This is a genomic window from Herbivorax alkaliphila, assembly GCF_030848475.1.
Lineage (GTDB): Bacteria > Bacillota > Clostridia > Acetivibrionales > Acetivibrionaceae > Herbivorax.
Window position 1 is genome coordinate 26761 of record NZ_JAVDDS010000025.1, and the last position, 14979, is coordinate 41739.

Consider the following 14979-nt stretch of genomic DNA (forward strand, 5'->3'; position numbering starts at 1 on the left):
ATGTATTTTTAGTATGTGTATATTTAATCATCTTTATAGAGCTTGATTTATAAACATAATAAATTAATTATACCATTTAGTTCTTAAACATTAAAGCATTTATAAATAGAAAATTAGATATTTCGACCATAAAAAATTTCAGACATTTCTTTTTTAAGTTTAAGTTTTATTTTTCTCTTTTCATTTGCCTTAAGGTCTTTTTTTGTAATTCCAAAAAGGTAGTTGTCTAAATCAAAATCCTTTAAAAGCATTTTTGTATGGAAGATATTTTCCTGGTATACATTAACATCAATTAAATGATACATATTTTTAGTGTCATTTGATATATAGTTTTGAATAGAGTTAATTTTATGGTCAATAAAAAATTTTCTTCCGGACACATCTCTTGTGAAGCCTCGTACCCTGTAATCGATTGTTATTATATCCGAGTCAAAGCTATGTATTAAATAATTTAGAGCCTTAAGAGGTGATATTCGTCCACATGTGGAAACATCAATATCCGCTCTAAAAGTACTAATACCATCATCAGGATGGCTTTCTGGATAAGTATGCACAGTAATATGACTTTTGTCAAGGTGTGCTAAAACTGTTTCAGGTAATGGGCCTGGAGATGCAGTCTCATCAGAATCATCAATAGGTGCATTTATGATTTTTTCTTCTGAAATAAGCATTGTTACACTGGCACCTTGGGGCTCATAATCCTGACTGGCAATATTTAAAATATTAGCACCAATTATTGATGATACATTTGACAAAATTTTAGTTAGTCTTTCAGCGTTGTATTGCTCATCAATATAGTCAATATAGCCTTTGCGATGATTGAAATTTTTAGCATAACATATATCATATATATTAAAACTTAGAGTTTTTGTAAGATTGTTAAAACCATATAATTTTAGTTTTTTAAAAGAATTAACTTCCATAAATTCCCTCCTCTATATAATAATATCTTAAAACTTTTACAATTTATATTATAAATTTATAATAATATTTTGTAAATGGGACAATAAAAATATGTATGTTTTTTTAAAATAAAATAAAAGCATAAAAGGTGTATTTAGTGAACCCATTTAGCTAAAGCTAAATATCAAAGGTTCAGATGGTGGGGCTACTTCATCTGAAAATATTAGATTAAGATAAACAACATGTGCAAAAAAAAATACATTTGATATATAAGATTTAAATGTTATAATACTTTGTATAGACATTCATTCTATTTTAAAAATATTTTCGGTATAGTAATAATTTAGAAGAAAGGATGTAGCCTTTTATGGAGAAAGAAAAATATGAAGTAATGGCTGCTATTGATGTGGGATCTAATTCTTTAAGAATGATGATAGCACAGGTTACATCAGAAGGGGAAATTATTCCTCTTGAAGATTTGTATATGCCTACTCATATAGGTAAAGATACTTTTTCATATGGTAGGATACAGGTGGAATCAATTCATGATACATGTGATACATTAAAAGGGTTTTTAAAAATCATAAAAGACTATAAACTTAAGAATTATAGAGCAGTAAGTACAAGTGGAATACGAGAAGCAGAAAACAGAGAGTATGTTTTAGAGCAAATAAAAAATAGAACTGGTTTAGAGGTTGAAGTGATTAATAATGCTCAAGAACGTTTTTTAATGTCTAAAGCTATAAGAAGTTATATGGCTAATGAAAAGAAATTTACTGATAAGGGCATATTAATAATAGACATACGTTCAGGAGGTGTTGAAATTTCAGTATACAGCGAAGGCAGTTTGCGATTTACTGAATATATGAAAGTTGGTTCTTTAAGACTTAGAGAAATTTTAGCCAGTCTTGAAAAGAGAACTCTTGATTTTCCTGGATTGATGGAGGAGTTTATTGAAAGCAGAATAGATTTTATGAAACTTATACTACCTAAATTCGATATTAAGAGCTTTGTTGGCCTAGGTGGAGAATTAAAAACAATTATAAAATTATGTACAAAGAAAAAGAACAATAAATTTCAAATTAAAAAAGAAGATCTTAAAAAGCTATATGAAAAAGTTCATAGATTAACGACATCTCAGATAATAGAGGAGTTTAGTCTTTCAAAAAATCAGGCAGAAATTCTTTTGCCGTCTATAATACTTTTTAATAGTTTTTTGGAAATGACCAATGCAAATTCTATATTTGCACCTATGGTATCGCTAAGGCATGGGCTTTTAGTACATATGGTAGACGATAGATTTAACACCGCAAGAAAAAAGGAGGCATATGATGATATAATTACTTCTGTGTGGCATATTGGAAAGAAATATTCTATTGATGAAGTTCACAGCAGATTTATTGAAAAAATTGCATTGTCTATATTTGATCAAAGCAAGAAAATCCATGTTCTTGGTGAAACTGAAAGATTTTATTTGAGAGTGGCATCAATATTACATGATATAGGGAAGTATGTAAATCATAACAATCACGATGTTCATTCATATAATATTATTCGTTTTCAGGATATTATGGGATTGTCAGATAGTGAACTGAATATTGTTGCAAATATAGCAAGATATCATAGTGATGAAATTCCTAATTTATCACATGATAATTATTATGTACTTGATGCTGGTGAAAAAATAATTGTCTCAAAACTTGCAGTGATTTTAAGAATAGCTGAAGCTTTAGATATATCTCATAAACAAAAAATAAAGAAGCTTGAAATCAACAATTATTCTAAGGAACTGCACTTTAATGTGTGGGCAGATCAGAATATTATGTTGGAAAAATGGACTTTTGCAAGTAACGTCAATTTTTTTGAAGAAGTAATGGGAAGTAAACCTGTTATTAGATGTAGAGGGTGATATTTTATGAAAAAATTTGAATACCAATTAAAGAGAAATTATTTTAACAGAGAATTAAGCTGGCTTGAATTTAATGAAAGAGTACTTAATGAAGCATGCAAAGGTAATAGTAACCCTATTTTAGAAAGGCTTAAATTTTTGTCAATTGTAAGTTCAAATCTAGATGAGTTTTTTATGGTAAGGGTTGCATCGCTGTTTGATCAGGTGTTGGCAGGATTTAAAGAGCCTGATATTGCAGGCTTTACGCCAAGAGAACAGATTAATTTGATTTCTATGAGAGCTCATAAAATGATATGTGACCAGTATAGTTGTTACAATCGTTCTCTTGTCCCCTGTCTTAAAAAGGAAAAAATATTTTTATTAAAGCCTAAAGATCTTAATGAAAAGCAAAAAGATTTTATTGAGACATTTTATTATAATACAGTTTATCCTGTTCTAACGCCTATGGTAGTTGACAGGAGCAGACCTTTTCCTCTTGTATTAAATCAAAGTCTTAATATAGCATTGCTTATTGAAAACAAAGAAGAAGGGGATGAACCGATATTTGGAATGGTTCAGGTGCCTTCAGTTTTGGGTAGAATTATTGAGCTTCCAGGAGAAGATGATGAAAAGTGTTTTATATTACTGGAAGATATAATTAAAATGTACATTAAAACTATTTTTGAAGGGCATAACATTATAACAATGGCTTGTTATCGTATTACACGTAATACTGATCAAGGGCTTAATGAAGAGGAAGCAGAAGATCTTTTAGAAGCCATTCAGCAATATATTAAAAAAAGAAAATGGGGAATGGTTATAAGACTTGAAATTGAGCATGGGATGGCACCGGATCTTTTAGAAATATTGATTAGAGAGTTTGAAGTGCCGAGAGAAACTGTTTATGAAATAAATGGGCCTTTAGATTTGACTTTTTTAATGAAAGTTCACTCAATAAAAGGTTATGATCATTTGCGATATCCAGTATATCTACAACAGCCTGTTCCAGAGTTAATTGATAAAGAAGATATTTTTAGTACTATTTCTCAAAAAGATATACTTCTTCATCATCCCTATCAATCATTTGAACCTGTCATTGAATTTGTAAAACAGGCAGCAAACGACCCTGATGTTTTGGCAATAAAGCAGACCCTGTACAGAGTAAGTGGTAACTCACCTATTGTTGAAGCCTTAGCTCAAGCTGCTGAAAACGGTAAACAGGTTACAGTGCTTGTTGAGCTTAAAGCTAGATTTGATGAACAAAACAACATAATATGGGCAAAACGTCTTGAGATGGCAGGATGTCATGTAATATATGGACTGGTAGGTTTAAAGACTCACTGTAAAATACTTTTAGTGGTAAGAAAGGAAGAAGATGGCATTAAAAGATATGTTCATATGAGTACTGGAAACTACAATGATGCAACGGCAAAAATTTATACAGATTTAGGGCTTTTTACATCAAATCCTTATTTTGGGGCAGATGCTTCAGCAGTTTTCAATATGTTGTCAGGGTATTCGAGACTCAATAGAATGTATAAATTAGCTGTTGCACCTGTAACACTGAGAAAGAGGTTTAAAAAGCTTATACGCCAAGAAGCTGAAAATGCACGTAATAGAAAAAAAGCCAAAATAATTGCAAATTTAAATTCCCTTGTGGATGAAGGTATAATAAATGAGCTTTATGCAGCTTCAGAGGCTGGTGTCGAAATTGATTTAATAGTAAGAGGAATTTGTTGCTTGAGACCAGGTATTAAAGGGCTTAGTGAAAGAATTAGAGTAAAAAGTATAGTTGGTAGATTTTTAGAGCATCGGAGAATATATTACTTTCATAATGATGGTGAAGATTTAGTTTATTTATCTAGTGCAGACTGGATGGGGAGAAATCTTGACCGTAGAGTTGAAATACTGTTTCCTGTGGAAGATTCTGATATTTCTAAACGATTAATAGAAATATTAAATACATGTATGAAAGACACCCAAAAAGGAAGAATGTTGGATAAGAATGGTGGTTATGTAGAAGTGGACAAGAAAGAAAAGGAAAAGTTAAACTGTCAGGAACATTTCTGCAAATTAGCCATCAAAGAAGCCCAAAAAGCGGTTTTAGAGAAAGCGGAAAAAGACTTACAGTAATTAGTTTAAATGGAGGAGTAATTGTGTTAGTTACAAAGGATTGGAAAGATTATGAACTTATAGATACAGGTAATGGAGAAAAGCTTGAAAGATGGGGAAAGTATGTTTTGAGAAGACCTGATCCACAAATTATTTGGCCTGTTAGTGAAGAAAAGAGTTTTTCAAAAAATGCAGATGCTATTTATCATAGAAGTTCAAAAGGAGGGGGCAAGTGGGAGTATAAGAAAAAAATACCTTCTAGATGGAGTATTTCATATAAAGGTATGTCTTTTTTTATAGAACCTACTGGATTCAAACATACTGGAATTTTCCCTGAACAGGCGATTAATTGGGATTGGATAATAGAAAAAATACATTCTCAGTCAAGGAAGATTAATGTGTTAAATCTTTTTGCTTATACAGGAGGTGCTACTGTTGCAGCAGCACATGCAGGAGCTTCAGTGTGTCATGTTGATGCTGCTAAAGGAATGGTAAAGTGGGCAAAGGAAAACGTGGAACTGTCAGGTCTTTCAGATAGACCAGTTCGCTTTATAACTGATGATGTTATTAAATTTGTCAAAAGAGAACAGCGTCGTGGAAATAAATATGATGGTATAATTATGGATCCTCCTTCTTATGGAAGAGGTCCAAAAGGAGAGTTATGGAAGATAGAAGAGTCTCTTTTTGAATTTGTTGAAGAATGTATGAAAGTATTGTCTTCAAAGCCTTTATTTTTTCTTATAAACTCTTATACAACAGGTTTTTCACCAACTGTAGTTTCAAACATTCTCAAAATGACTGTTGCTAAGAAATACAAGGGCAATATTTCCTGCGGAGAAGTGGGAATTCCTGTTTCTAAAACAGGTCTTATTTTGCCCTGTGGTATTTATGGTCGCTGGGAGGCAAAGTGATGGTTAAAAGAGAAAAAATAGATGTTATTTACGAAGACAATCATCTTTTGGTGGTAAAAAAACCTGTTAATATGCCTGTTCAAAGGGATTCTACAAATGATGAAGATATGTTAACAGCTTTAAAAGGTTATATAAAAGAAAAGTATAATAAACCTGGCAACGTATATTTAGGCCTTGTTCATAGACTAGATCGTCCAGTTGGCGGTCTAATGGTGTTTGCACGAACTTCTAAAGCTGCATCTAGACTTTCAGATTTTATTAGAAAAAGAGAGTTTTATAAGAGATATTTAGCTGTAATTCATGGTGTTTTAAAAGATAAAAGTGGCAAAATGGAAGATTATCTTTTGAAGGATAAAAGTAAAAATACTGTAAACATAGTAAGCGAGAGTACAAAAGGTGCCAAGTATGCTTGTTTAGAATATAACGTTTTGAATGAAAATAATAATTTTAGTTTGGTGAAGATAAATTTACATACTGGTCGCCCTCATCAAATAAGAGTTCAATTCTCTAAGGCAGGCCACCCTTTATATGGGGATCAAAAATATGGCAGAAAACTGAATTCTCTAGGTCAGCAAATAGCATTATGGTCTAATGAAATAAGCTTTATTCATCCTACAACTAAAAAAAAGATAGAATTTAAATGCAAACCCCCTGAGGATAAACCTTGGAATTGCTTTTAAAAGTATATTTTTTTTGCTTTTAAGTTCTAGGATAAATTATATTTCAATCAACAAAAAAACATAAAATTCTTCAAAAGTATTGCAAATTTTTTCTACATAGTATAATATTATGTTTGAAGAGTAGTTTTTATCTGTCTTTTTAATTAAAGTTCTAGAAGACATGAAACACTTTATAATAAATTAGCTTTACACTGATTTATTTAATGGATTATCCAACAATATTAGAGCAATATCGCAAGTTTTTCTGTATGAGATAAAAAAATTATTATATATAGTTACATTTTAAAATTTTTATTAGGAGGAGATGTAATAATGAAAAAAAAGGTTATGCTTAAAAAAAAGCTGCTGAGGGTTTCGATTGTTCTTATTGTGCTATTTACAGCTACCATTTTTTTTGTAACCAACAACAGAGTAAGTAATTTAGTTGAAGATAACATATCTAAGAAACTAGATTCTATTTCAGCACTTGGTTTGAATATTGTTGAAAGCAGGTATGATGGTGACTGGAATGTTAGGGATGGCAGATTATTTATAGGAGAAGACTTAATAAGTTATAATTTTGAGATTGTAGATGAAATTAAAGAAAAAACAGGTGCTCTTGCAACTATATATCTTGCAGATGAAGGAGTATCTACAAGTGTTCTAGATGGTGAAGGTGAAAGAGTTATTGGATCTAGGGTATCAGATAATGTAGTAGAAAGTATTTTTGGAAATGGCGTTTCTTATGAAGGGGAAGAAAGTATTCTAGGTGAAAGGCATGCCGTTAAATATGTCCCTATAATAGATAATGAGGGTGAAATAGTTGGAATATGGTCTGTGAGTATGCCTAAGACTTATGTCGGTAATCAGGCAGAGCAGATATTTGCTATGAGGGCTTCTATTGTTGTTGTATCTATATTGTGTGGTTTATTGGGTTGTATGATATTGCTGCTCTATTCTAAAAGATATCTTAGTGACATAGATACGCTCAATGTTTCATTTATTGAACCTGATTCTGATAGTAATAAAGCTCAAAAAAAAGTTTTAATGATGTCAGTATTACTTATAGGTACATTCTTTTTGATCTGGTTTACCATTCAGGGATATACAATTGGTAATGTTGTTGATAAGCTTGAAAATGATAATATAGAAGATAGATTAACAGTTAGTTCAGAATTAGGACATGCTCTAATTGACGATGTATATGAAGGAAATTGGTCAATTATAAACAACAAATTATACAAAGGATCTAATTCTTTAAACGAAAACTTTGAAATAGTAGACAAAGTCAGTCCAGATACATTTTTAACTATTTTTATGGGGGATACAATAGTTTCTACAAATATTTTAAGAAGTGATGGGACGAGACCCATAGGAGCTAAAGCCTCTAATCAGGTTAGGGAGAATGTTTTAGAGCAGGGAAGAGATTACATAGCTGAGACCTCTATTGTGGGGCAAAAATGCATTACAAAGTATACACCGATTAAAAATGACAATGGAGAGGTGATTGGCATGTGGGCAAAAGGTATTGAGAGAAAAGTTGTCGCTAATCAAATAGCTGGTTTAAGAAAAGCTATAACACAAATTAGTTTGTTAGCCATTATAATATCATTCATAACATTTTTGTACTTGTCTATAAAGATGGTATCTGATATAAAGAACTTTGATGTAAGATTTCAGACAAATATAAATTAAAATTTTAGATGGTTAAATCATTGGGATTTTATCTTTAAGAATGAGGCGTTATTTTTAAGGTATTACTTAATACAGCAGGAGGAATGTATTTCCTTGACTGCTGTATTTTGAACTTTCATAACAAGTGAATTCGTTTAGCTAAAGCTAAACATCGATGCTTCAGGTGGAGATTCAACTTCACCTGAAGATTTATAAGAGGCACTCCACCTTGTGGAAGGTGGATTCTTAGAATAAGATAAAAAGATTTGAAAATGAAATGAGCAAAAGCTTTTGAATTATTTAATTTGAGATTCTATAAGACCTAAAAATCAGGCAGGTTTGGGGTGGTTTTTTTTAGGCCTTATAAGAAGAAGTGTTAAAATAATTGCTGCCAAACCTGCTCCGGCAAGGGTATAAAAAACTGCCATAGTACCTGATTTAAGAAGTAAAGCGGCAATAGGAGGACCTATTGCGACTCCAAGTAGTCTCATGCTGCTGTACAGGGCTGTTATCGTTCCCCGATGTAGTTTTTCCACACCCTCAGTTACTAGTGCATCAAGGCATGGAAGAATTGCACCGATTCCTATACCGGCAAAAGAAAGAATTGTGGTTAAAAACACTAAATTATCCCAGAAGCTTAAAATAATAAGTGAAGCTATAGTTAATGTATTTCCAGCTACTATTATCCATTTCATTAAAAATTTTTTCTTTCCTATGATTTTTCCAATGACAAAAGAAGTAATACAAAGAGTTAAAAGAGGAACAGCAACAATCAGACCTCTTGGAATTCCCTCTATACCATGATTGTCTTCTAGGATTGAAGAAAAGAAGAATAGAAGTCCAAAAAGGATGAAGGTGGTTATCAAACCGCCAATGAAAATACCTGAAAGCCAACGACCTTCTTTTTTTAATAAATCTTTTATTTTTTTTACAAATACCTTAAAGTTGTCTTTTTTTTCTTCCTCTTCTTTACTGGGAGTTTTTACTAAAAATATGACAAGCAAAATTGATATTATTGCAAAAAAAGAAATTGCAAAAAAAGGAATAAACCATAAAAGAGCTGCCAAGGCTGCCCCTAATATAGGGCTTACTACTTTTCCAAATGTATTTGAAGTTTCTATTATACCAAGTCCCTTACTTACGTCAGTTTCTTCCTTAAACATGTCTCCAACGGTTGGTATAACTACAGGAAAAGCACCTGAGGCACCTATTCCCTGAATTAAACGCCCTATAATTATTACCCAAAAAGGATTTGGAATAAGCCAGGCTGCCAGACCTGAAACAATTCCACCAATACCTGTTATAATAAGACTTGGTATTATTATTTTTTTTCTTCCTAGTTTGTCAGAAAGATATCCAGCAACAGGAACTAAAAGTATAGATGCAAAAGAGTATATTGTTAGTATTAAACTTGATTGGAATTTAGTTATATTTATTTCTTTTTCAATGGTTGGAAGTATGGGTATTAACATTGAACCTCCAAGAGTCATAATCAATGGTATTGATGCTAAAGCAGTCAAATCCCATTTTTTATTTGCTTCCATAATAAGCCTCCAAATAATTAATAAATATTATTTTTTATTGTAACTACTGTTATGATATTATTAATTAGTATAAAGAGATGTAGACATTTTATTATCAATTTTGAAAATAATAATATGCGTAATTTTTGTAAAAATGATTTTACTTATTTAAAATGTTTATTATAATATATATGAGGCAATGTTAGTAATAAAAATAGCACGTCAAGAAAAACCACCTTTTAACAGGTGAATTAAGCTAAGCATTAAAAAAAATACGCAGGAGGTCTTTTATGAAAAAAAACAAAGTTCTTTTTGCATCATCAGAAGTAGATCCATTTGCAAAAACGGGAGGGTTGGCCGATGTGGCAGCTTCACTTCCTAAATCACTAAGCAGTTTAGGGCAGGACATAAGAGTGATAATGCCTAAGTACAAAAACATACCGCAAGAGTATGTTGACAAAATGGAATATGTTGGTTACATATATGTTGACATCTCATGGAGACATCAATTTTGTGCTATTTTAAGTTTAGAACAGGATGGAGTTATATACTACTTTTTGGACAATGAATATTACTTTGGAAGAGATGGTTATTATGGCTATGATGACGAAGCAGAGAGATTTGCCTTTTTTTGCAAGGCATTAATAGAAGTTTTGCCTGTTATTGACTTTAAACCAGATATTATTCATTGTAATGATTGGCAAACTGGAGTGGTGAGCCTGTTACTTAATGCACATTACAGGCATTTGGATTTTTATCAGGGAATAAAGACGGTGTACACAATACACAATCTTAAATATCAGGGAGTGTATCCTAAAGACGTATTGAGTGAAATACTGGCAGTTTCTTGGGAATATTTTAACCCTGAAGGCATTGAATTTTATGATCAAGTAAATTACTTAAAAGCAGGTGTGGCTTATTCTGATATTATTACTACCGTAAGTAAGACTTATTCAAAAGAAATTAAGACTGATTTTTTTGGTGAGAATTTAAATAATATTTTAGAGTTGAGATCTGATGATCTTTATGGTATTTTAAACGGAATTGATATGGAAGTTAATGATCCTGCTACAGATAAGAGAATTCATGCAAATTTCAGTAAGGACAATATTGGAGGGAAACTTGTAAACAGGCATATGCTTCAGCAAGCAGCTGGCTTTGAAGAAAGAATTGATGTACCAATTATAGGTATAATATCAAGACTGGTTGACCAAAAAGGATTTGACCTTATAGATTTTGCAATGGAGGATATTTTAAAGCTAGATGTTCAACTTATAATTCTTGGTGCAGGTGAACAAGGATATGAAGAGATGTTAAAGCATTATGAGGGGAAATATCCAAATAAACTATCTGTTAATTTAAAATATGATCCGCTACTGGCACAGAGGATATATGCTGCTTCGGATATGTTTTTAATGCCCTCTCTTTTTGAACCCTGTGGTTTGAGTCAAATGTTTAGCTTAAGATATGGTACAATACCTATTGTAAGAGAAACAGGAGGATTAAAAGATACTGTAACACAGTATAATGAAATTACACAAAAAGGGAATGGATTTACTTTTACAAGATACAATGCACATGATATGCTTTTTGCAATTAAGCAGGCGGTACATTTTTATTATCACAGAGCAACATGGGAATTTCTCGTGAAAAATGGAATGGCTGAAGATTTTAGCTGGGAGAGATCAGCTAAAGAGTATATTAATTTATACAAAAAAGCATTGAAAAAGTAAATCGGTTTAGTATTTTTTGCTTCAAAGATAAGATTATGTTTAAAGCAAATTGATTGGACAAAGTTTAGGTATTATGGCTTCAGGTGAGGAAAATCCTTGCCTGAAGTTTTTATGATTAACCTTAGTGAACTCGTTTAGTTAAAGCCAAATAACAACATAAAAAGTATAAGAATGATTTTTGAAATGCTTAAAAATAACGTCCCATTCTTAAGGTAAAGATTTTTATAGTTTAGCGGGTTTGGGATGATGAGAATCGGATGTTATTTTTTAATTGTTACTATATTTTTAACAGATTGTCTTTCTACTAAATTTGCTGGTAATAATATTTTTTCTTTTGTATAATCTGTCTTGGTCATTTGTAAAGTAAGCTTTTTAACAGCTCTTTCTCCTAGAAGTTCTTTGCAAATATGCATGGTGGTTAGTTCAGGAGAAATATTTTTTGACAATTCAATATCATCAAATCCAATGATGGATATGTCATCAGGAACACTTATTCCCATTAAAGACAAAGCTTTTATTATAGATATAGCCTCAATGTCATTACAACAAAACATAGCAGTAGGGAAAGAGGGGAATTCTTCTAATTTTTCAATTATCATTTTGTGACTTGACATCTCTGCCATGCAAGTATCTGTTATTGAGTAAAGTGGGTTGACATCAATCTTATATTGAGTTAAAGCTTTTAAATAGCCAAGATATCTATCAAAAAAGCTTGAAGATGAAAATATGTTTCCGCAAAAGCCAATTTCTCTATGACCTGAGTTAATTAGGTGTTCTGTAGCGATATAACCACCTGATACGTTGTCACTTAGTATGTAGCTGGCCTTAACATCATCAAAGAAATGATCAATTACAACAAGAGGTACATCAAGGGCAATGATAGACTTTAGAGTTTTTGGTGAAAGCCTTCCAAGAGTTATTATGCCTGAAATGATGCCATCTTTTATGCACAGTGGAACTTCAAAATCTTTTTTTTCATCAAAACAATGAAGTATTGTATTTAAATTATTTTCCTTTGCTTTAGATTCAATTCCATATTGTATAAAAGAAAAGAAATCAACAGAACTTCTTGTATCATCTGAAAGCATAAGACAGATATTCTTAGCTTTGCAGTTGTTTACTGTATCTAAAGAGTTTTTGTATTTATAGCCGTTTTGTTGGGCGGTTTTAATAACAAGTCTGCGTGTTTTTTCGCTGACTCCAGGCATGTTTCTAAGGGCTAAAGACACTGTGTTTTTAGTTATTCCAAGTTCGTTGGCTATGGACTCCATAGTGACCTTTTTATTCATTTCTCCCTCCAAAAATAAAAGTATTTTAATTTAGATTATAAATAGTATTTTAAATCATTTCAATGTTATAAGCAATAAGTCTTGTTTTAGATGGAGAATGTCAAATTAATTATAGGGGCGGCAATGAAAAAATGATAAAGAGCGATTCTACACTTATACCAGCTGTTACAGGTGATTTTAAGGCATTGAGAATACATGTATGATAATTTTTTGAAAAGAGTATGATTTTTTAAAAATATTATATCCTTTTTAAATATCACTTAATGAATTATGCCCTCTATTACATATTAATAGAATGAAAAATACCTTATTTTATAACCTTCTTGATTAATGGAGAAATTTATTTTAAAATAGTAGGGTATTTATCACTGTTTAAGCATGATATAATCTTTCACATAAATTTTAAATTACAGGGAGGAGAAGTAATAATGAGTAAAATAAAAATGAGTACTCCGTTAGTAGAAATAGACGGAGATGAAATGACGCGAGTTATATGGAAAATGATAAAGGATATTCTATTAGAACCATATGTGGATTTGAAAACTGAATATTATGATTTAGGTCTTGATAAGAGAGATAAAACAGACGATCAGATAACAGTTGATTCGGCTAATGCCATAAAGGAATATGGTGTAGGAGTAAAGTGTGCAACTATTACTCCTAATGCTCAAAGAGTCGAAGAATATAATTTGAAAAAAACGTGGAAAAGTCCAAATGGAACTATAAGGGCAATACTAGACGGAACGGTATTTCGTGCCCCAATAGTAACAAACAGTATAAAGCCTTTCGTTAAGCCATGGAAAAAGCCTATTACAATTGCGAGGCATGCATATGGTGATATATATAAAGATGCTGAAATTCATGCAGAGACATCAGGAAAGGCAGAACTTGTTTTTACGTCTGAAGACGGAAAAGTTTCTAAAAAAACAGTTCATGAATTTGATGGACCAGGTGTTATGCTTGGAATGCATAATACAGATAAGTCTATTAAAAGTTTTGCAAGAGCTTGTTTTAATTATGCACTTGATAAAAAAATAGATCTTTGGTTTTCAACTAAAGATACCATTTCAAAGACTTATGACCATAGATTCAAAGACATATTTGCTGAAATTTTTGAAGCTGAATACAAGGACAAGTTTGAAGAGAACAATATTGAATACTTTTATACATTAATTGATGATGTTGTCGCACGTATTGTAAGGTCTGAAGGTGGAATGCTATGGGCATGTAAAAACTATGATGGTGATGTTATGTCGGATATGGTAGCATCTGCTTTTGGAAGTTTAGCTATGATGACATCAGTTTTAGTTTCTCCTGATGGAAAGTATGAATACGAAGCTGCTCATGGTACAGTTACAAGGCATTATTACAGACATTTAAAAGGTGAAGAGACATCTACCAATTCAATGGCCACTATATTTGCATGGTCTGGAGCTCTTAAAAAACGTGGAGAACTTGACAAAATAGATGAGCTTGTAGAGTTTGCAAGCAAGCTTGAGAAAGCAGCAATTGAGACAATTGAAAAAGGTGTAATGACAAAAGATTTAGCAATGCTATCTGAACAAAAAGAAAAGAAAGTGGTTAATACTGAAGACTTTCTAAAAGAGGTTAAAAATACTTTGGATAGTATGTAAAGCATCATTACAGAGCAAAATATTTTTCTTTGCATTTACTAAGTACATCTGTATAAGATGATAACAGACAAAAAACGTGGCTGAGGTCACGTTTTTTTGTGACTATGGTCACGTTTTTCCGTGACTATAGTCACATTTTTTTTATAAAAGTAGTGACCATAGTCACGGAAAGTAGTGACTAATGGCACTTACATACGTGACCTTTTGTGATGTATTATATAAATTGTCAGCTGGTAATGTTGCATATTAAAAAAAGAAAAAGAAGGGATGTATCTGTGTGGAATGTTTATACAAGGGGAGTATTTTGAGATTAATATAGAAGAATGGAACGGTTAACTTTTTAAAGAAGAGAGAAGGTTATAAATTGAAAGATGGTTATAAGAAAAACTTGCAAAAAGTAGAAATGCTGTTGGCAAACACCTGTAGTTTTGATGTCCTCCTAATTCAAAACGCCAGAAAAACCCATAAAATTATGTTTTCCTACACAGATAAAGGTGGTAATGACAAATTTAACAAGGGGATAATTTTTGAGAAAGTTATGTAACATACCAGCTGTTTTCGGATAAAAAATATTTAAGTTGGCAATTAAAATACGAGGAAAAATGGAACTCCACATTAAATATGTGGGGTTTTTTATAATTAATAATTTATTG

The 14979-nt window shown here is 31.5% G+C and carries 11 protein-coding genes; 8 read left to right on the forward strand and 3 right to left on the reverse strand.

Features of this window, described 5'->3' with window-relative positions; genetic code table 11:
* Positions 1 to 113: 113 nt before the first annotated feature.
* A complete protein-coding gene (gene speD, locus RBH29_RS10495; RefSeq protein ID WP_306696774.1) occupies positions 114 to 923 on the reverse strand; it encodes an adenosylmethionine decarboxylase in 810 nt (269 codons plus the stop codon).
* 347 nt (positions 924 to 1270) lie between these two features.
* Between speD and RBH29_RS10500 the strand changes: the two genes are divergently transcribed.
* From RBH29_RS10500 to RBH29_RS10520, 5 genes are all read left to right on the forward strand, one after another.
* On the forward strand, positions 1271 to 2812 hold the full coding sequence (locus tag RBH29_RS10500) for a Ppx/GppA phosphatase family protein (protein WP_306696775.1): 1542 nt from the start codon (positions 1271 to 1273) through the stop codon (positions 2810 to 2812).
* Positions 2813 to 2818: 6 nt separating this feature from the next.
* Positions 2819 to 4924 carry an RNA degradosome polyphosphate kinase gene (locus RBH29_RS10505; protein ID WP_306696776.1) on the forward strand — a complete coding sequence of 702 codons (2106 nt, stop codon included), beginning with the start codon at positions 2819 to 2821 and terminating at the stop codon, positions 4922 to 4924.
* Positions 4925 to 4947: 23 nt separating this feature from the next.
* Complete coding sequence (locus RBH29_RS10510) at positions 4948 to 5814, forward strand: class I SAM-dependent methyltransferase (protein WP_373463320.1); 867 nt, start codon at positions 4948 to 4950, stop codon at positions 5812 to 5814.
* The gene (locus RBH29_RS10515; RefSeq protein WP_306696777.1) at positions 5814 to 6494 is read left to right on the forward strand and encodes an RluA family pseudouridine synthase; all 681 of its coding nucleotides are present in this window, start codon (positions 5814 to 5816) and stop codon (positions 6492 to 6494) included. Before RBH29_RS10510 ends, RBH29_RS10515 begins: the two co-directional genes overlap by 1 nt.
* Before the next feature lie 312 nt (positions 6495 to 6806).
* Complete coding sequence (locus tag RBH29_RS10520; RefSeq protein ID WP_306696778.1) at positions 6807 to 8168, forward strand: cache domain-containing protein; 1362 nt, start codon at positions 6807 to 6809, stop codon at positions 8166 to 8168.
* Positions 8169 to 8476: 308 nt separating this feature from the next.
* On the opposite strand, the gene RBH29_RS10525 is transcribed toward RBH29_RS10520, so the two are convergent.
* The gene (locus tag RBH29_RS10525; RefSeq protein WP_306696779.1) at positions 8477 to 9691 is read right to left on the reverse strand and encodes an MFS transporter; all 1215 of its coding nucleotides are present in this window, start codon (positions 9689 to 9691) and stop codon (positions 8477 to 8479) included.
* Between the two features lie 269 nt (positions 9692 to 9960).
* Between RBH29_RS10525 and glgA the strand changes: the two genes are divergently transcribed.
* Positions 9961 to 11403 (forward strand): glycogen synthase GlgA, encoded by a 1443-nt coding sequence (gene glgA, locus RBH29_RS10530; RefSeq protein ID WP_306696780.1) that lies wholly within the window; start codon positions 9961 to 9963, stop codon positions 11401 to 11403.
* Between the two features lie 260 nt (positions 11404 to 11663).
* Here glgA and RBH29_RS10535 read toward each other — a convergent pair whose 3' ends face one another.
* Complete coding sequence (locus RBH29_RS10535; protein ID WP_306696781.1) at positions 11664 to 12692, reverse strand: LacI family DNA-binding transcriptional regulator; 1029 nt, start codon at positions 12690 to 12692, stop codon at positions 11664 to 11666.
* Positions 12693 to 13120: 428 nt separating this feature from the next.
* On the opposite strand from RBH29_RS10535, the gene RBH29_RS10540 reads away from it, so the two are divergent.
* Together RBH29_RS10540 and RBH29_RS10545 are read left to right on the forward strand one after the other, a co-directional pair.
* On the forward strand, positions 13121 to 14326 hold the full coding sequence (locus RBH29_RS10540; protein WP_306696782.1) for an NADP-dependent isocitrate dehydrogenase: 1206 nt from the start codon (positions 13121 to 13123) through the stop codon (positions 14324 to 14326).
* Positions 14327 to 14690: 364 nt separating this feature from the next.
* Positions 14691 to 14870: a hypothetical protein gene (locus RBH29_RS10545; protein ID WP_306696783.1), complete on the forward strand. Its 180-nt coding sequence runs from the start codon at positions 14691 to 14693 to the stop codon at positions 14868 to 14870.
* The last annotated feature ends 109 nt before the right edge of the window (positions 14871 to 14979 follow it).